Origin of the sequence: Thalassobaculum litoreum DSM 18839 (assembly GCF_900102465.1) — a bacterium.
Lineage (GTDB): Bacteria > Pseudomonadota > Alphaproteobacteria > Thalassobaculales > Thalassobaculaceae > Thalassobaculum > Thalassobaculum litoreum.
In genome coordinates, this window is record NZ_FNBW01000002.1 from 1 (window position 1) to 17670 (window position 17670).

Below are 17670 nucleotides of genomic sequence, written 5' to 3' on the forward strand. Positions count from 1 at the left end.
AGATTTCCGCCAGCGTAATGTCCGGGCGCGCATCAACAAGATCGAGAATCTCGTCGCCAACGGCCTCGATCCGACCAGATCGCCGATCACCGCCCATCGGACGTGCTGACCAGGTCCCCGTCGATCGCCATTTCTGCACCCATTTGATCGCGGTCGACACACCGACGCCAAAGCGCTCTGCCGCCGCACGGCGGGACATCCCGCCCTCGACCGCCTGGATCACACGTTCTCGAAGGTCATCGGAAAAGGCTCGCGTCATCATGGCTGGCCTCCAATCCCCAGCCATGATGGTGAATCAGATTCGTGCCAAAAACGGAATCCCCTACGATTCCCTCAGGTGCGAAAATGCTCTAACTCGACTTGTACCTGTCGAAAACTCGCCCGCTCCAACATCGGGTTCCACCTCAGGACTGTTCGGCAGATCTCCCTCAAGCTCGTCGACCTCAACAACGGTGCGGTCGATATCAGCTTTTTCGACCGCCATAGCCTTCTTGCCGAATTGCCGACGGTACTCCTCATTGCTCTGATCGTACCGCTTGCCCGTTAGCATGTCCTTGCGAAGCCGAGGGGTCAGATGGCTGTAGTGCTTCTCGATCATCTGAATGCTGTTGCCCATCTGAACCGCCAGCGTGTGGATATCCATGCCGTCGTTGAGCAGTGCAAATGTCGCGTAGGTATGGCGGAGACTGTACAGGGTTCGGTGCTTGCCCGTGCGAGGGCAAACCAACAAGCCCGTATCGTCCATCAGCTTCTTGAAGGTCTGGCGGAGGTTCTTCGTCACCGTCCCATCCGGCAGGCGAAATACGGGCTCATCGACCCGCTTCTTCATCAACTCTTTAAAGCTCAAGTGGGCGATATCCGGTGAGCGAGACTGGAGGCGCTTGAGAAAGCCGATTGTGTTCGCCCGGCACATCAGATCCCGAGGGCCGGTCTTCCCATCTACGTGCATCTCCAGGTACGTCAAACCGTTCTCTTCGAACAGCTCGATGTGCTTCCAGCGGAGGTTCTCGGCCTCCGTCCCATGACGGATGCCCGTGTTGGCGAGGATCAGCACATAGTCGCGCAGCAGGTGCCGCATTTCGCGCGATTTGCCCTCTCGCCCGTCATTGATCCAGCTTGGGAAGCGAGCGACCATGCTCCGATATTCCTCGCGCCGGAAGTCGGGTCTGCGCTCGCTGTCACGCCCTTTGTTGATCAGTGCGGGCACATGGGTGCGATTGATGTATCCATGCGCTACAGCCTCGTCAAAAACGCGATTAAGCGCCGAATTTTGCGTGTTGATGGTCGAAGCCTTGATCTCACGCCCGGTCTTTTCATGGCGCCATTTCGCGAACTTCTGCAGATCCTCGTAGGTTATCGAGGTGATGAATTTATCGCCGAAGTATGGGATCAAAAACTTTTCCAGAACCGCCCTATAGTCCTTGAAGCTCCGCTTCCCGGCGCCCGCCGCAAGCTGCTTGTCCATGTCGGCAATGACCACTTTCGCCACATCCGCAAATCGTTTGCTGATGATGGGGAGCCCGTTCTTCTCGCGCGCCTGATACTCGTAGTACAGCTCCCGCGCCCGCTTCTTCGCGTCGGCCAGCTGCTTGCATTTGGTGGTGATACGTACCCACCGTCCGCCCATCTTGAACGTTGCCTGCCAGGCCCGACTGCGGTCCCGCTTGAACAGGCGGACATCCCCATCGAGCACGGTTTGCGTATTTGGAGCGAGTTTCGGCATGTCGATAGGGCGAACCCAAGCGCGTGCGGTTACAAAAAATGTGTTCCGACAGCGATTTGGAACGCTGTGTTGGACACAGAAAACTTAACGTCAAAGCTGCCGGAGCACGAGCCAATGAGTGCGCTACAGGTGCGCTACGCCATTTGAGCGGCGCGAAGCTTCATAACACATTGAAATTATAAGGGAAAATGGTAGCGGAGGAGGGACTTGAACCCCCGACACGTGGATTATGATTCCACTGCTCTAACCAGCTGAGCTACTCCGCCACGGAGACCGGCGATATACGGGGGGGCATCGCCGGTGTCAAGCGCGGGGACGTTGTGTTTTTTCCGGCGTCGCCCGTTCGGTCTCCCGTCCCCAGGATCCAGCCGCCGCCGAGCACGCGGGTACCGGCCTCCGGGTCGTAGAAAACCGCGGCCTGGCCGGCGGAAATACCGAACTGCGGGTCGTCGAGGACCAGCCGGGCCGCCGCGCCGTCCCGATACAGCGTACCGGTCGCCGAGGCCTGGGCCGAACGCAGCTTCGCCGCCACGCGGATGCCGTCGCCGCCGCTGCCCCCCGCCGGAGTCGCATCGCCGAGCCAGTTGAGCCGGCCGACGCGCACCTCGCAGGCCCCCAGCGCCTCGCGGGGGCCGACGACGACACGGCGGGTCTCCGGCTCCAGGCGGATCACGTAGAGCGGATCGGTGTCCGGCGCGCCGTCCTCGCCCTTGCGTCCGCCGATGCCGAGGCCGCGGCGCTGGCCGATGGTGTAGTGCACGATGCCGTCATGCCGTCCCATCACCGTGCCGTCCATATGCACGATCTCGCCGGGATCGGCCGCGCCGGGGCGCAGCTTCTTGACGATCTCCGCGTAGTTGCCGTTGGGCACGAAACAGATGTCCTGGCTGTCCGGCTTGTCCTGGACCTCCAGGCCGAGACGCCGCGCCTGGTCGCGGGTCTGCTCCTTGGTAAGCCCGCCCAGCGGGAAGCGCAGGAAATCGAGCTGCTCGGCCGTGGTGGCGAACAGGAAATAGCTCTGGTCCTTGCCCGGATCGACCGCCCGGTGCAGCTCCGGGCCGGCCTCCCCGACCACCCGGCGCACATAGTGTCCGGTCGCCAGCGCGTCGGCGCCCAGATCGCGGGCCGTCGCCAGCAGGTCGCGGAACTTGACGGTCTGATTGCAGCGCACGCACGGGATCGGCGTCTCGCCGCGCAGATAGCTGTCGGCGAAATCGTCGATCACGCTCTCGCGGAACCGGCTTTCGTAGTCGAGGACGTAATGCGGGATGCCGGCCCGCTCGGCGACCACGCTGGCGTCGTAGATGTCCTGGCCGGCGCAGCAGGCGCCCTTGCGGCCGACGGCGCTGCCATGGTCGTAGAGCTGCAGGGTGATGCCGACCACATCGTAGCCGGCTTCCTTCAGCAGGGCCGCCGTCACCGAGCTGTCGACGCCGCCGGACATGGCGACGACGACGCGCCGCGCGCTGCGCGGGCCGGGCAGGCCGAGATCCAGATCGGGGAAAGCGTCGCTCATGGGGCAGAGATATGCAGGCGAGCGGCCCGAATCGCAAGCCCGGCGGCCGCTCGGGCGGCCGTCAGACCGCGTTCAGTCCCATCTGCCAGAAATCGACCTCCAGTTCGGTGGCGGCGGTGAAGGTCCGGGCCAGCGACGCGAACCGGGCGGCGGCGCCCCGCTTTTCCGCCAGCCGGTCGATGTGGGCGACCGAGGCGCGGACAATGTCCAGATAGTCCTCGCCGGAATACATGGCGATCCAGGCCTCGTAGGGATTGGCCTCACCGCGCAGTGTCGCCGGATCGGCCGCCAGCCGGGCGCCGATCACGCCGTAGCCGACCACGCAGGGCGCCAGCGCGGCCTGCAGGTCGAGCAGGTCTCCCGCCATGCCCCGGTCCAGCACGTAGCGGGTATAGGCCACGCAGGCCGGATCCTCTGGGATGGCGGCCATCTCCGCCTCGGTCAGGCCCCAGCCGGCGCAGTACTGGACATGCAGGCTCATCTCGGTGTCCAGCAGGCCGTTGACCGTGGCCGCCGCCGCCCGCATGTCGGCCAGGTCGTCCGCCTTGTACACCGCCAGGGCGTAGGCCCGGGCGAAGTGGATGAGGAAGAGATAATCCTGGGCGAGATAATGACGGAAGGCCGCCTCGGGCAGGGTGCCGTCGGCTATGCCGCGCACGAAGGGGTGGTCGGTGTAGCGCGACCAGGCATCGGGGCAGGCGTCGATCAGGCGGCCAAGGAAGCTGCCGGCGGGCACGATCTCGGTCATCGGGCGGGTCTTTCGTCAGGTGTCATCGGGCGTCGGGTGTCATCGGACGTCGGGTGGTCGGGTGTCAGCGGACCGCGGGGGACAGACGGTCGCGCATCGCCCCCCAGGCATGCAAGAAGCGATCGGCATCCTCGTCCGTGCTGGCCCAGCCGAGGCTGACGCGGATCGCCTGGCCGGCGATCGGATCGTCCGGGAACATGGCATCCAGGACGTGGGAGCGCTTCACCTTGCCGGAGGAACAGGCCGAGCCGGCACTGACGGCGACGCCGGCGAGGTCGAGGGCCATGACCTGGGTCTCCGCCGCGACGCCGGGCAGCGCAAGCGAAAGCGTGTTGCACAGCCGCTCGGCCGCCCCAGCCATGATGCGGGCCTCCGGCGCGCGCGCGCGTGCGCCCTGCCCGATCCGGTCGCGCAGGGCACGGAGGCGCATCGCCTCGGCGTCCCGTTCCTCGGCGGCGGCTGCAGCGGCCACGGCGAAGCCGGCGATGCCGACATCGTTCTCGGTGCCCGAGCGCCGGCCCCGCTCCTGACCGCCCCCGGCGATCATCGGGGTCACCGCGAGCCCCTCGCGGATCAGCAGGGCACCCACGCCCGGCGGGCCGCCGATCTTATGGGCGGACAGGGCGATGGAATCGGCCTCGGCCAGATCCGCCGGGTCGAGCCGCCCCGCCCCCTGGACCGCGTCCACATGCAGCAGCCAGCCCGCGGCATGGGCAAGCCGCGCGATCTCGGCGACCGGCTGTACCGCCCCGGTCTCGTTGTTGGCCCACATGACACAGAGCAGGCCGGACTGCGTGTCCTCGAGCATGTCCTGAAGGGCGTGGAGATCGACGATTCCGTCACCGGTGACCGGCACGCGGGCGGCCGACGGCGCGGCGGCGAGCACGGCGTCATGCTCGATGGCGGAGACCAGGATCGTCTCGCGCCCGAGCCCGCGGACCGCCAGGGCATCGGCTTCCGTCCCGCCGGAGGTGAAGATGACGTCGACGTCTTCGCGGCCGACCAGGGCGGCAACGGCGCGCCGTGCGGCCTCGATGCGGTGACGGGCGGCCCGGCCCATGGCATGGACCGAGGACGGGTTGCCGTGGCAGCGCGCCGCCTCCGTCATCGCCTCGATCACCGGCGGCCGGATCGGCGCGGTGGCATTGTAATCGAGATAGGTCGTCATCTCGCCATCGCTGTTCAGCGGCAAGCGAGAGGCTTAAGCGTCCCGGCCGACGCGGTCAACGCAGGCCGTAAGCGCTGGGCGGTCGGTTCGGCCGGTCGGGATCGGGTCAGCCGGCGACCCGAACGACCGGCGTCCGCCTCAATCCGCCGCGGCCTGAGCCTTGGGATCTTTCGTCGTGGTGGCGCCGGGCACCCGACCGGCCAGCACGTCCTCGACGGTGACCCGGTTCAGGAACCACAGCATCTGCTTGCCAAGCTGTTCCCACAGATCGTGGGTCTGGCAGGTGGCGCCTTTGCCGGAACAGCAATGGGGCGCGCCCGGGGTGCAACTGCCCCGTGGCGTATCGATGTCGACGGCCTGGACGATCTCGGCGATCCGCATGTCACCCAGGGACTTGCCCGGGAGATACCCGCCGCCGGGGCCGCGCACGCTGCTGACCAGACCGGCGCGACGCAGGCGCGCAAAGAGTTGCTCCAGATAAGACAGGGAAATGTCCTGGCGCAGGGCGATTTCGGCGAGCGAGATGGGCCGGCCCTGGGCACTGGACGCCAAATCACACATCGCCATCACGGCGTACCGGCTCTTCGTGCTGAGTTTCACGATCAGACCTCTCCACTTGGCAACCGCAAATACTCGCGGTTGTCACCCCAAGATTGATATTGGCGAGAGGAGGTCCCGTTCCTGTCGCCTTACCGAGCCGAGAAAAAACTAATTTGGTTAGTACGGGTATTCAAGGATAAATCAGACATGCTGGACGATTTCACAATGATATCGTGCGAAATCGCAAAGATCCCTCGCCGCGTCACCGCACTCGTTCGAAGCGGATAGCAATGGCCCGGGCTTGATCCGGAGCGGGGGCGATCCGATCTCGGCTTGAGGCGAGACGCAGCAGCGCATTAGACAAGCAGCGCTGGCCGCGCTATTTGGTCTGGTTCAATGCCGATCCGGAGGACTCCACCAGAATGCCCGAGGTCATGATCAACGGCCCCGAAGGCCGCATCGAAGCGCGTTACCTACACGCCCAGGACCCCGGCGCGCCGATCGCCCTGATGCTGCACCCCCATCCGCAGCACGGCGGCACCATGAACAACAAGGTGGTGTACTCGCTGTATCAGACGTTCGTCGCCCGCGGCTTCTCGACCCTGCGGTTCAACTTCCGCGGCGTCGGGCGCTCCCAGGGCGTCTATTCCGGCGGCGAGGGCGAGTTGTCCGACGCCGCCTCCGCCCTGGACTGGGTGCAGACCTACAACCCCAACGCCCGGTTCTGCTGGATCGCCGGCTTCTCCTTCGGCGCCTGGATCGGCATGCAGCTGCTGATGCGCCGCCCGGAGATCAGCGGCTTCGTGTCCATCGCCCCGCCGGCCAACCTGTTCGACTTCACCTTCCTCGCCCCCTGCCCGGCTTCCGGGCTGGTGATCAACGGCGACAAGGACGAGATCGTCCCGGCCGATTCCGTGAAGAAGCTGGTCGACAAGCTGTCGACCCAAAAGGGCATCACGATCACCCACAACGTGATCAAGGGCGCCAACCACTTCTTCGGCCCGCAGATCGACGATCTGAGCCGGATGGTCGGCGGCTATCTCGACGCCAACGTCCCGGCGGCCGAGACCGAAGAGAAATAGCGTTTGCCGCCGGTCCGGGGTTCGGCCACGCCGGTCGTCCCCGGGAAGGTGATGTCGAGCCCCAGGATCGAGCGGACGGCGAGATAGGCGAAGGCCTGCGCCTCCAGCGCGTCGCCGTCCCAGCCCAGAGCGTCGGCATCGACGACCTCGCCCTGCACCGCCTCGGCGATCACCGCCATCAGCGCCGGATTGTGCCGGCCGCCGCCGGTGGCGATCCAGCGGGTCGGCGGTGCCGGAAACCAGCGGGCCGCGCCGGCGATGGTCTCCGCACTGAACGCCACCAGCGTGGCCGCGCCATCCTCCGGCGACAGCCCGTCGACCGCCTCGGCGACCCGTTCATGGAAGGCATCGCGGTCCAGGGATTTCGGCGGCTTTCGGTCGAAATACGGATCCGCCAGCATTCGGGCCAGCCGTACCTGATCCACCGTTCCCGCCTTGGCCAGAGCGCCGTCGGCGTCATACATCCGCCCAACCACGCGCCAGCACCAGTCGTCGATCGGTGCGTTGCCGGGCCCGGTGTCGAAGCCGAGCAGGTCTGCCTCCCCGGGGCCGAGCCAGGTGACGTTGGCCACCCCGCCCATGTTCAGCACGACGACCGGCCGCCCCTCCGGCCCCGCCAGGGCGCGGTGGAACACCGGGGCGACCGGGGCACCCTGCCCACCGGCGGCCATGTCGGCCAGCCGCAGGTCGCCGACCACGTCGATACCGAGATGATCGGCCAGCCGCTGGCTCAGCCCGATCTGCCGGGTGCGGCCGACCTCCGGCTCGTGCAGGACGGTATGGCCGTGGAAGCCGACGATATCGACCTGATCCGCCGACAGACCGGCCCGCTCCATCAGGGCCCGGACGGCATCGCGGTGCAGGTCGGTGATCTCCACCTCGACCGCATCCATGTCGCCGGTCCCGGCGATTGCAGCGCGCAGCCGGGCGCGGAAGGCGTCGTCGTAGGGGATGGTCAGCGCCGGCCCCTGCTCCACCCGGTCGCGCCCGTCGGTGACCAGGACCGCGGCATCGACGCCGTCCATGGAGGTGCCGCTCATCAGGCCGATGGCGGTGTAGGTGTCATTCGTGTCCATGGCGGCAGTTTTGGGTGAGTCGGGGTCGGATGTCACCCGGCCCGTGCCCACACCCTTCATCCCTCCCCCCCGCTGTGCTACATCGCCTCGCCCGCAACCCACGCAATCGGCGGATCCAGCCATGTCGACGCCCAAATCGGATTTCCTGAACGCGCTCATCGAGCGTGGCTTCTTCCACCAGTGCACCGACCTGGAAGCGCTGGACCGCGATCTGACCGAGGGCATGGTCACCGCCTATATCGGCTTCGACTGCACCGCCGACAGCCTGCATGTGGGGTCGCTGCTGCAGATCATGATGCTGCGCTGGCTGCAGAAGACCGGCCACAAGCCGATCGTGCTGATGGGCGGCGGTACCTCCAAGGTCGGCGACCCGTCGTTCAAGGACGAGGCGCGCAAGCTGCTGAGCGAAGAGGACATCGCCCGCAACAAGGCCGGCATCCAGACCATCTTCGACAAGTACCTGAGCTTCGGCGACGGCCCCACCGACGCGGTGATGGTCGACAACGCCGACTGGCTCGACAAGCTCGAGTACATCAAGTTCCTGCGCGACTACGGCGCCCATTTCTCCGTGAACCGGATGCTCAGCTTCGACTCGGTCAAGCTGCGGCTGGACCGCGAGCAGTCGCTGAGCTTCCTCGAGTTCAACTACATGATCCTGCAGGCTTACGATTTCCTGGAGCTGCGCCGGCGCTACGGCTGCCTGCTGCAGATGGGCGGCTCGGACCAGTGGGGCAACATCGTCAACGGCGTGGAGCTGACCCGCCGGGTCGACCAGCAGACGATCTACGGCCTGACCTCGCCGCTGATCACCACCGCGTCGGGCGCGAAGATGGGCAAGACCGCCCAGGGAGCCATCTGGCTGAACGCCGACCGGCTCAGCGTCTACGACTTCTGGCAGTACTGGCGCAACACCGAGGACGGCGATGTCGGCCGGTTCCTGAAGCTGTTCACCGAGCTGCCGCTGGACGAGATCGCCCGGCTGGAGACGCTGGGCGGGGCCGAGATCAACGAGGCCAAGAAGATCCTGGCCACCGAGATCACCAAATTGTGCCACGGCGCCGAGGCGGCCGAGACGGCGGCGCAGACCGCCCAGCAGACTTTCGAGGCCGGCGCGGCCAGCGAGGGACTGCCGACGGTGGAAATCGCCCGCGGCGAGATCGAGGCCGGTCTCGCCATGGTGGACGCGCTGGTCCAGGCCGGGCTGGCGGCGTCGAAGGGCGAGGCCCGGCGGCTGATCCGCGGCGGCGGTGCCCGGGTGAACGACGCGGCGGTGTCCGACGAGGCGGCCACGATCGGCGGCGACGCGCTCAGCGATGACGGCGTGATCAAGCTCTCCGCCGGCAAGAAGCGCCACGCCCTGCTGCGGGCCGTCTGACCGACAGTCGACGGTCCGAGCCTACCGGGTTCGGCTCTCGTCCACCTCGGTGCCGGGCGGCGGCGTCCAGGTGGCCGGGCCGTCGGACGGATGCCTGGCCGAGTCGAGGATGTCGCGCAGGAAGCCCGGCGCCAGCGCCGTGAGCGGATTGACCCTGATCTCCGGGTTCTCGAGCGAGCCGGAGACGGCGAAGGAGGTCGCCAGCAGCCCCTCGCCCTCGCCGCCGGTCAGCAGTTCGCCGATCACCGGCACCACATCGATCAGCCGGGACAGGGAATAAGCCGGCGCGATCAGGCCCTCGACGTCGACCACCTCGGACTTGCGCCCGAGGGTGCCGTTGATCTTCAACCCGAGGCCGGGCCCGTAGGCGACGCCGTTGTCGATGCGGATGGTCTCCCGCGTCAGGGCGATATGGGCCGTCGCCCGGGCAAACCGGATACCGTCGCCGGACAGGGTGTCGAACAGGCCGGTGAAGGACGCGACCGACAGCAGCTGGGCGAAGACCGGGGCGTCCGCGATGCGGAAGTCGTCGATCCGCACCGCCAGATCCATGGCGTCGTCGAGTCCGTCGCCGATCAGCTCCCCGTCCACCCGCAGCCGACCGCCCTGGATGGAGTCGGCGATGCCGAAGGCCCGCAGGAAACTGCCCGCGTTGTTGGTGGCGACGGTGACGAGACGGCGGTTCTGGGCCGGCTGAACCATCAGGCGCATCGGCTCGCCGTTCAGAGTGCCGGTCACGCTGAGGTCCTCGATCCGCGCTCCGGTCTGACGCACCGCGAGGGTGCCGGACGTCAGGCTGATATCTTCCAGCAGGTGCAGCTCGTTTGCGACGAAACGCGCCTCCACCTTCCGGGCGTCGCCCGACGGCCCGCCCGTGCCGCCCTCCTCTTCGGCGTCGAGAAGGGGCACGAGGTCGATGACCGGCCCCTCCATGGCGATCCGCAGGCTCCCATCCGCTTCGCTCTCGACCCGGCCGGCGGCTTCCGTGCGGCCCAGGCGGAAGGTGGAGAGCGAGGTGATCGACCCGCCACCGACGGGGAAATCCACCGCCCCGGCGGCGTAGAGGGTTCCGGCGCGAAACTCGAAGCCGGGGATGGCCAGCACGTCCTCGTTGCTGCGGGTCACCTCCAGCCGGGCGATCCCGGCGGTATTGGCCGGCTTGGACCAGGCGAGGTCGGGCACCGTCACCGAGGTCGCCTGCAGATCGCCTTCGATGACCGCCGTCAGATTGCCGGAGACGTCCGTCGTCACCGACGCCACCAGCGCCACCGGGCCGGCCGCGTAGGCACTGAGATCGAGACCGAAGGTGGCGAATCTCGAGACATCGGCGGTCGCCGTCAGGTTCGAGCGGGACTGGAACGGCCCGTCCGGTCGGAACCGCTCCTCATGGGTCAGCTGCACCGGCACGCCGCCGAGCTGCGCGTTGCCGGAGAGCGACATGCCGGCGGCGGTGAGATCGAGCTGCAGATCCCCGTCGGTCAGCGGCTCGCCGCGCAGGACGTCGGGTATCACCGCCTTCTTCAGGTTGGCGGAGACGGTGATGCCGATATCCTCCACATCCAGGGTCCGCAGCAGCGGGATCTCCAGCTTGAGCCGGGCGCCGAACGTACCGGCGGTCTTCTTCGCCTCCAGGCCGATCTCGCTGGGATAGCCGAGCGGCTTGCGGTCGATCAGCTCCAGCGCCTCGCGTGCCGGCCCCCGCACCATGACCTCGACATGCGCCGTCTCGCCGGTGTCCTGGTCCAGATTGACCAGGGCGATGTCCGACGGTTGAACCTGGAGATTGCCGAGATGCCCGCCCTGCACGGTGATTTGCATGCTCGTCGCGTCGAAGGTGGCGGTGCCGTGGGTATCCAGAACCGGCGGCAACGGCCGAAAGTAGTGGGTTTCCACGCCTTCGAAGTCGATCGAACCGGTCAGGGTGTCCAGTTCGTGGATGCTCGGATCGGTGCTGTCGACCCAGCCCTCGGCCCGCAAGGTGGCACTGGTGACCTGGCCCTCCAGGAGGTTTTCAGTCACCCATTCGCGGGCTCCGTCGGAGATGTCGGCCGGCCAGAAGTCGCCGATCGAGTTGACGGCGAAGTTGGTCACCGCCGCATCGACGATCAGCGCATAGCCGGCACGGTCGCGGCTCGCCCGCGCCTTCAGTGCCAGCAGCGTCTCCTCGATCTCCAGCGAGCCGTCCATGGAGATCCATTCCGCGTCCGGCGCCACGTTCACGGTGAGGCTGCCCCCGGCGACCGTCAGCGGCTCGGGATTGACCTCGGGAACGCGCACCCGACCGGCACCGAGCGTGAGCCTGGCCTTGCCCCCCAGCCCACTGCCGTCCAGGGCCGAGTCCAGCTCCACCGTGCCGGACAGCGGCAGATCGAGGCCGGACAGCCGGCCGAGCCGGGGCTCCAGCGCCGCCACCGCCGCCGGCTGCAAGGCCTCGAAGCGGATCGCCGCGCTCACACGGTCGGTCTCCGGCCGGTAGTCGCCGGACAGGGAGATCGGCGTCGGCTCCGCGTCGGGCCATTCCGCTCGGCCGCTCATGCGGAAGCTCATCCCGCTGGAGACCAGTTCGATCCCGCCGGACACGTTTGTCAGGGTCTGGGTCCGGGCGCGTGCGTCGTCGACCAGCCGGACCCGCGCGCCGCGCACCTCCGCAGCCCGCAGGTACCGAAGCGTCCCGGCCCCCGACCGATCGTCCAGCATGGCGCGCAGCACCGCTCCCAGATCGACCGGATCGCGCGCCTCGCCGGTGTCCGGGTCGTTCGGCGTCAGCGTCCAGTTGCCGTCCGCCCCCTTGACCACGGTCACGGTCGGGTTGAGCAGGTCGATCCGCTTGGGCGCGAGGCGGCCCGCCAGCAGCGCTTCCGGGCTCAGGGCCACGGAGATGGCACCGATCCGCGCCCGCACCGCCCCGTCTCGGCCGAGCACGACCACATCCTCGGCCACCACATCGAAGGCCCGGTCCCAGGTGCTCACCTGCACGCTGGCGCTGCCGATGCGGGTCGTGATGCCGGGCGCGGGATCGCTCAACGCCTCCGACAGGTGCGGGCGCGCCCAGTCGATCTCGATCGGGCCCTCGGACAGCCGCCAGGCGAACGCACCGATCCCTACGACCGCCACGATCACCAGGGCGATGAGTACTTCCAGGAAAAGGACCGTCGTGCGTCTTATCAAAAGCCGGCCGTCCGGATCGCGTGAACCAATGAATTTCCTATCATGAACGCTGGAACTGTTCGACCGGGCGACTTGACCGCAGGCGCGTGATCTCCGCACTCTCACGATGTTTCCATGATTTGACCAGAGTCCGGTGTGTCGTATTCCCTCATTCCTCGGATCGTCCCGATCGCCATTGATTCCGAGGCCGCCGGCATCGGGCTCGAGCGCTGCCACGAACGGCTTGCCGACCTGACCGACAGCGCCGACGCCGATCGGGCCGCGGGCATGCTGGACGATGCCGGCTGCCGGTCCCTGATCGAGGGGATCGCCGTCCATTCCCCCTATCTGACCCGCGAGATCGTCCGCGAGCTCGCCTTCACCGGTGCGATCTTCGCCGACGGGGTCGACGCGGCGATGGCGCGGATCTGGAGCGACCTGGACGCCGTCGACCCGCGGGGCGATACCGCGCAGATCATGAAATCCCTGCGGGTGGCCAAGCGCCGCGCCGCCCTGACCATCGCGCTGGCCGACATCGCCGGGCTGTGGAACCTGATCGAGGTGACCGGCGCGATCTCCGAGGTCGCGGAACGCACCCTGGCCGTCTCCTGGCGCCACGCCCTCGCCGAGGCGATCCGGCGAAAGAAGCTGCCGCTCATCGACGAGGGCGACCTGATCGAGGGCTCCGGTCTGGTCTGTCTCGCCATGGGCAAGCTCGGCGCGCGGGAGCTGAATTACTCCAGCGACATCGACCTGATCGTGCTGTTCGACGACACGCTGCCGGTCTATGCCGACCACTGGGAGCTGCGCCACGCCTTCGTGCAGGCGACCCAGACCATGGTCAAGCTGATGGAGGAGCGCACCGCCGACGGCTACGTATTCCGCACCGACCTGCGCCTACGCCCCGATCCGTCCTCCACGCCCCCGGCGATCTCACTGACGGCGGCGGAGACCTATTACGAGAGCATGGGCCAGAACTGGGAGCGCGCCGCCATGATAAAGGCGCGGGCCGTGGCCTCGGACGGGCCGTCGGCCGCGGACTTCGCGTCGGCCATGACGCCGTTCATCTGGCGCCGCCATCTCGATTTCGCGGCGATCCAGGACGTGCATTCGATCAAGCGGCAGATCGCCGTCCATCGCAAGGCGGCGGTGGTGAAGGCGGAAGGGCAGAACGTGAAGCTCGGCCGCGGCGGCATTCGGGAGATCGAGTTTTTCGCCCAGACCCAGCAGCTGATCTGGGGCGGCCGCGACGCCCGGCTGCGGGTGCGCGGCACCGAGGACGCGCTGAAGGCCCTGGTCGAGGCAGGCCGGGTCCGCGAGGAGGTCGCCAGCGACCTGAAGCTGTCCTACCGCTTCCTGCGCAAGGTCGAGCACCGCCTGCAGATGATCGAGGACAAGCAGACCCAGGAACTGCCGCAGGATCCCGCCGCCCTGGACCGGTTCGCCGCCTTTCTCGGCTACGAGGACCCCAAGGGGTTCCGCGGCGACCTCGCCCACCATCTCCACACCGTGGCCTATCATTACGGCCGCCTGTTCGAGGAGGCCCCGGCCTTGTCCGTTCCGACCCGCGAGGCGGGCAGCCTCGTCTTCACCGGGAGCGAGGACGACCCCGATACCCTGAAGACCCTGAAACAGCTCGGCTTCACCGATCCCTCGGCGGTGGCCGAGACGGTGCGCGGCTGGCACCGTGGCCGCACCCGGGCCACCCGCAGCGAACGGGCGCGACAGATCCTGACCGAGATCACCCCGGCCCTGCTGGAGGCCGTCGGCCGCATGCCTCAGCCGGATCAGGCGTTCCGACGGCTCGACCGGTTTCTCGACGCCCTGCCGTCCGGCGTGCAGATCTTCAGCCTGTTCCACGCCAACCCGAACCTGATCCAGGTGGTCGCCGAGATCCTGGGCATGGCGCCGTCGCTCGCCGGCCAGCTCGGCCGCGAGCCCGCCCTGTTCGAGGGCATCCTGACCCATGACGTGCTGCAGCCGCTGCCCGATGCGGCGACGATGACCAAGGAGCTGGTGCGGCACCTGGAGGCGACCGACGATTACGAGCTGGCGCTGGACGTCACCCGCCGCTGGACAGGCGACCGGCGGTTCCAGGTCGGCGTGCAGATCATCCGTTCGCACCTGGACGCCGACCGGGCCGGCACGACCTATTCCGACGTCGCCGACGCGACCATCAACGCGCTTCTGCCCTGGGTGGAAAAGGATTTCGCCCGCCGCCACGGCCGGCTGCCCGATATCGAGACGCCGGCCCTGGCCGTGATCGCGCTCGGCAAGTACGGCGGCCGGGAGTTGAGCTACGGCTCGGACCTCGATCTGGTGTTTCTGTACGACGCCCCGCTGGATACCGAGTCGGACGGCGACAAGCCGCTCTACACCTCGGCCTACATGATCCGCCTCGGCCAGCGGTTGATCTCCGCACTGAGCGCCAAGACGGCGGAAGGCGCGCTGTACGAGGTCGACATGCGGCTGCGCCCGACCGGGAACAAGGGCCCGGTCGCCATCAGCATGGAGGCCTTCCAGAAATATCACGACGAGGATGCCTGGACCTGGGAGCGCATGGCCCTGACCCGCGCCCGGGTCGTCGCCGCGCCCGAGGGCTTCAAGGGCCGGATCGAGGACTGCATCCGCCACATCCTCACCCAGAAGCGCGACCCGAAGACGCTGGCCGGCGAGGTCGCCGACATGCGCGAGCGCACCGCCAAGGAGCACAAGGCCGACAGTCCCTGGACCGTGAAGCACTGGCGCGGCGGGCTGCTGGACCTGGAGTTCACCGCTCAGTTCCTGCAGCTACGCCATGCCCACGAGCATCCCAACGTGCTCGACGGCAATACCGCCAACGCCTTCCTCAAGCTGGGCGCGGCCGGGATCCTGCCCGAGGACGAGGCCGCCTTCCTGTCGAACTCCGTGCATATCTGGCGCAACATTCAGGGCCTGCTGCGCCTGACCGTCGGCAACGAGTTCGATCCGGAGACCGCGCCGGAAGCGCTGAAGACCCGGCTCGCCAAGACCAGCCGGGCGATCGATTTCAACACCCTGGAACGGGTGATCGAGAAGATGAGCGCGGTGGTGATGCGGACCTACGACCGCTACGTGGTGTCGCGCCGCTGACCCGTACCGCGCCGGGCCCGACCGCACCGCGGCTGGATCAGTCGCCGTTATGGGTGCGCTTGGCCGCGAGGTTCTTGCGTTCCAGCCGGGTCGCGTAATCCTCGGGCTCGGCCGGGTCGGCCGACGCCTTCTTGGAGCCGCCCGGAAACAGCCCGGAGATCCCCCAGGAGGCAAGACCGGCGGCAAGAACGGCCGCGACCAGGAACACGACGGCCAAGGTGATTTGCAGACTGGACACGCGGGCTCCTGGGATGACGGTTCCGGACGGACTTGCGCGACCGTCGGGGGCATTTTCTGAATCTCCAGCTTCAGTATCCCGCAAGACGATTAAGAAAAGATTTTCCCATACCGCGACGATCGTCCCCTCCCACGGCGACCGGCAGGCGGCACCGTCATTCGACCGCAGAACCTGCGGTGACCTGGGCGCCGATTGCTCCTAAAGTTCGCCGATATTCGAAGGAGGACATCATGCAGGCTGAACCGATCAAAGGCCGGTGCGTATGGACCGGCCCCGAACTGGAAGCCACCGGCGACTGGCTGCGGACCTGGCCGCAGGACGCGTTTCCCGCCATCGACGCCGCCCTGGCCCGGGCCAAGGCGAGCGGCAAAGGACTGACCGAGGTAACCGCCGGCGACTTCCCGTTGCCGGGACTGAAGGGTTTCTTCGCCGACGTGCTCGACGAGTTGGAGGACGGGCGCGGTGCGGTGCGCATCACCGGCTTCCCGGTCGAGCGTTACGAGGAGGACGAGCTGCGGCTGATCTTCTGGGGCATCGGCCAGCATCTGGGCACGCCGGTGAACCAGACGGCGTTCGGCGAGATTCTGGGTGAGGTGCGCGACGAGTCGCATGACGACGGGCGCGTCACCCAGCAGCTCGCCGAGCACCGCACCGGCTCCGACAAGGTGCTCGCCTCGCGCGCCCGGGCCCGTTCCACCGGCCCGCTGCGCTTCCACACCGATCGCTGCGACGTGATCACCCTGTTCTGCATCGCCAACGGCATCGACGGCGGGGTCAGCAAGCTCGCCAGCATCCCGCATATCCACAACACGATCCTGGCCCGCCGTCCGGATCTGCACGCGCTGCTGATGCAGGACTACTGGCGCTCGCGCCCGGCCGACGAGGATGGCGAGACCGAGGACAACGTCTTCGCCCTGCCGGTCTTCGGCGTGCGCGACGGCAAGATCACCAGCCAGTATTCCCGCACCTATGTGGAACAGGCCCAGGAGACCCCGTCGGTGCCGCGCCTGACCGAGGCCCAGAACGAGGCCTTGGACATGCTGGCCGAGGTGGCGGAGAAGAGCTGCCTGCACTCGGCCTTCGCGCCGGGCGATATCCAGCTCCTGAACAACCACGTGGTCTATCACGGCCGCACGGCCTATGCGGACGACCGGACCTCGGGCCAGGTGCGCTGCCTGCTGCGGCTCTGGCTCAGCGTGGCCAACAGCCGGGCGCTGCCGGAGGGTTTCGACGTGCTCTGGGGCTCGACCCGGCCGGGCGCGCTGCGCGGCGGGGTGGGTCAGGCGGCTGGGTAGGCCCGCGACCGCCCCGTCCCCCTCCCGTCTTCCCGGCCTCGCCCCGGGATCCAGGAAAGGAGCCGCCGGAACGCCGGAAACCTCGCCCGAACGCTACGGCAAGCGTCGCCCTCGGTCCCGGCGCGGGGCCGGGAAGGCGACCTAAGGGAGACGGGAGCGGGGCGCGGTCACACCTCCCGCACCTCCACCTTGTCGCCGTAGAACGCCACGTGCTTGGCCAGGGCGGCGCATTCGTCATAGGGCAGGTCGTAGGACCAGGCCGCGTTCTCCGCCTTCGTTCCGCCGGCGCCGATCGACCAGTAGCTCGCCGTGCCCTTGTACGGGCAGTAGGTCGAGCGCGAGGTCGGCGTGAAGGCGTCGGCCCGGGTGTCGACCATCGGCACATAGTAGACCGGGTCGTGCCCCGTCTCCTCGCACAGCAGCGCGGCGGTACTGTCGGCCACGGTCTCGCCGCCCAGGATCACCATCACCCGCTTGTCCGCCGGGGTCAGGCGCACCTGATGCTCGGGCTTCTTCACGAACCCCGGGGCGGGGTTGGTTCCGGCGTCGGGCATGGGTTCCTCCTCAACTGATCCCAGCAAGGTTGGCCATCGGAAGCCCTCCGGCAAGGGCCAAGCGCCGCCATTGCCAGCACAGGCCGGCCCCGTGCAT

14 protein-coding genes and 1 tRNA gene are annotated in these 17670 nt (G+C 67.7%); 4 read left to right on the forward strand and 11 right to left on the reverse strand.

Annotated elements, in window-relative coordinates; all coding sequences use genetic code 11:
• The 7 genes from BLS34_RS03180 to BLS34_RS03210 form a co-directional block, all read right to left on the reverse strand.
• A partial coding sequence (locus BLS34_RS03180; RefSeq protein WP_175474083.1) for a helix-turn-helix domain-containing protein occupies nt 1–262 on the reverse strand: 262 nt, incomplete at its 3' end.
• Between the two features lie 60 nt (nt 263–322).
• Nucleotides 323–1723, reverse strand: coding sequence for a tyrosine-type recombinase/integrase (locus BLS34_RS03185; protein WP_093148149.1), 1401 nt, complete (start codon nt 1721–1723; stop codon nt 323–325).
• Nucleotides 1724–1912: 189 nt separating this feature from the next.
• Nucleotides 1913–1989 (reverse strand) — tRNA-Met (locus BLS34_RS03190).
• On the reverse strand, nt 1980–3239 hold the full coding sequence (gene mnmA / locus BLS34_RS03195) for a tRNA 2-thiouridine(34) synthase MnmA (RefSeq protein ID WP_093148150.1): 1260 nt from the start codon (nt 3237–3239) through the stop codon (nt 1980–1982). Before mnmA ends, BLS34_RS03190 begins: the two co-directional genes overlap by 10 nt.
• 61 nt (nt 3240–3300) lie before the next feature.
• Complete coding sequence (gene tenA, locus BLS34_RS03200) at nt 3301–3987, reverse strand: thiaminase II (protein ID WP_093148152.1); 687 nt, start codon at nt 3985–3987, stop codon at nt 3301–3303.
• Between the two features lie 64 nt (nt 3988–4051).
• Nucleotides 4052–5155 (reverse strand): cysteine desulfurase family protein, encoded by a 1104-nt coding sequence (locus tag BLS34_RS03205; protein WP_093148645.1) that lies wholly within the window; start codon nt 5153–5155, stop codon nt 4052–4054.
• A 138-nt stretch (nt 5156–5293) separates the two neighbouring features.
• Nucleotides 5294–5755 carry an Rrf2 family transcriptional regulator gene (locus BLS34_RS03210; protein ID WP_028794014.1) on the reverse strand — a complete coding sequence of 154 codons (462 nt, stop codon included), beginning with the start codon at nt 5753–5755 and terminating at the stop codon, nt 5294–5296.
• A gap of 362 nt (nt 5756–6117) precedes the next feature.
• Here BLS34_RS03210 and BLS34_RS03215 point away from each other — a divergent pair, with 362 nt between their 5' ends.
• Nucleotides 6118–6777 (forward strand): alpha/beta hydrolase, encoded by a 660-nt coding sequence (locus BLS34_RS03215; RefSeq protein WP_028794013.1) that lies wholly within the window; start codon nt 6118–6120, stop codon nt 6775–6777.
• On the opposite strand, the gene BLS34_RS03220 is transcribed toward BLS34_RS03215, so the two are convergent.
• Complete coding sequence (locus BLS34_RS03220) at nt 6732–7853, reverse strand: anhydro-N-acetylmuramic acid kinase (RefSeq protein ID WP_093148154.1); 1122 nt, start codon at nt 7851–7853, stop codon at nt 6732–6734. The two genes, BLS34_RS03215 and BLS34_RS03220, sit on opposite strands and share 46 nt — an antisense overlap.
• A 121-nt stretch (nt 7854–7974) precedes the next feature.
• On the opposite strand from BLS34_RS03220, the gene tyrS reads away from it, so the two are divergent.
• Entirely contained in the window at nt 7975–9228 is a 1254-nt protein-coding gene (tyrS, locus tag BLS34_RS03225) for a tyrosine--tRNA ligase (protein ID WP_093148156.1), read from the forward strand.
• A gap of 21 nt (nt 9229–9249) precedes the next feature.
• Here tyrS and BLS34_RS03230 read toward each other — a convergent pair whose 3' ends face one another.
• A complete protein-coding gene (locus BLS34_RS03230; protein WP_139189083.1) occupies nt 9250–12396 on the reverse strand; it encodes a YhdP family protein in 3147 nt (1048 codons plus the stop codon).
• A gap of 135 nt (nt 12397–12531) precedes the next feature.
• Between BLS34_RS03230 and BLS34_RS03235 the strand changes: the two genes are divergently transcribed.
• On the forward strand, nt 12532–15486 hold the full coding sequence (locus BLS34_RS03235; RefSeq protein WP_093148160.1) for a bifunctional [glutamine synthetase] adenylyltransferase/[glutamine synthetase]-adenylyl-L-tyrosine phosphorylase: 2955 nt from the start codon (nt 12532–12534) through the stop codon (nt 15484–15486).
• 37 nt (nt 15487–15523) lie between these two features.
• On the opposite strand, the gene BLS34_RS03240 is transcribed toward BLS34_RS03235, so the two are convergent.
• Nucleotides 15524–15724: a hypothetical protein gene (locus tag BLS34_RS03240; RefSeq protein WP_093148162.1), complete on the reverse strand. Its 201-nt coding sequence runs from the start codon at nt 15722–15724 to the stop codon at nt 15524–15526.
• 230 nt (nt 15725–15954) lie between these two features.
• On the opposite strand from BLS34_RS03240, the gene BLS34_RS03245 reads away from it, so the two are divergent.
• A complete protein-coding gene (locus BLS34_RS03245) occupies nt 15955–17019 on the forward strand; it encodes a TauD/TfdA family dioxygenase (protein ID WP_093148164.1) in 1065 nt (354 codons plus the stop codon).
• A 167-nt stretch (nt 17020–17186) separates the two neighbouring features.
• Here the strand turns inward: BLS34_RS03245 and BLS34_RS03250 are convergent, their stop codons facing one another.
• Nucleotides 17187–17573, reverse strand: a complete 387-nt coding sequence (locus tag BLS34_RS03250; RefSeq protein ID WP_093148166.1) for a DUF427 domain-containing protein — start codon at nt 17571–17573, stop codon at nt 17187–17189.
• Nucleotides 17574–17670 lie beyond the last annotated feature (97 nt).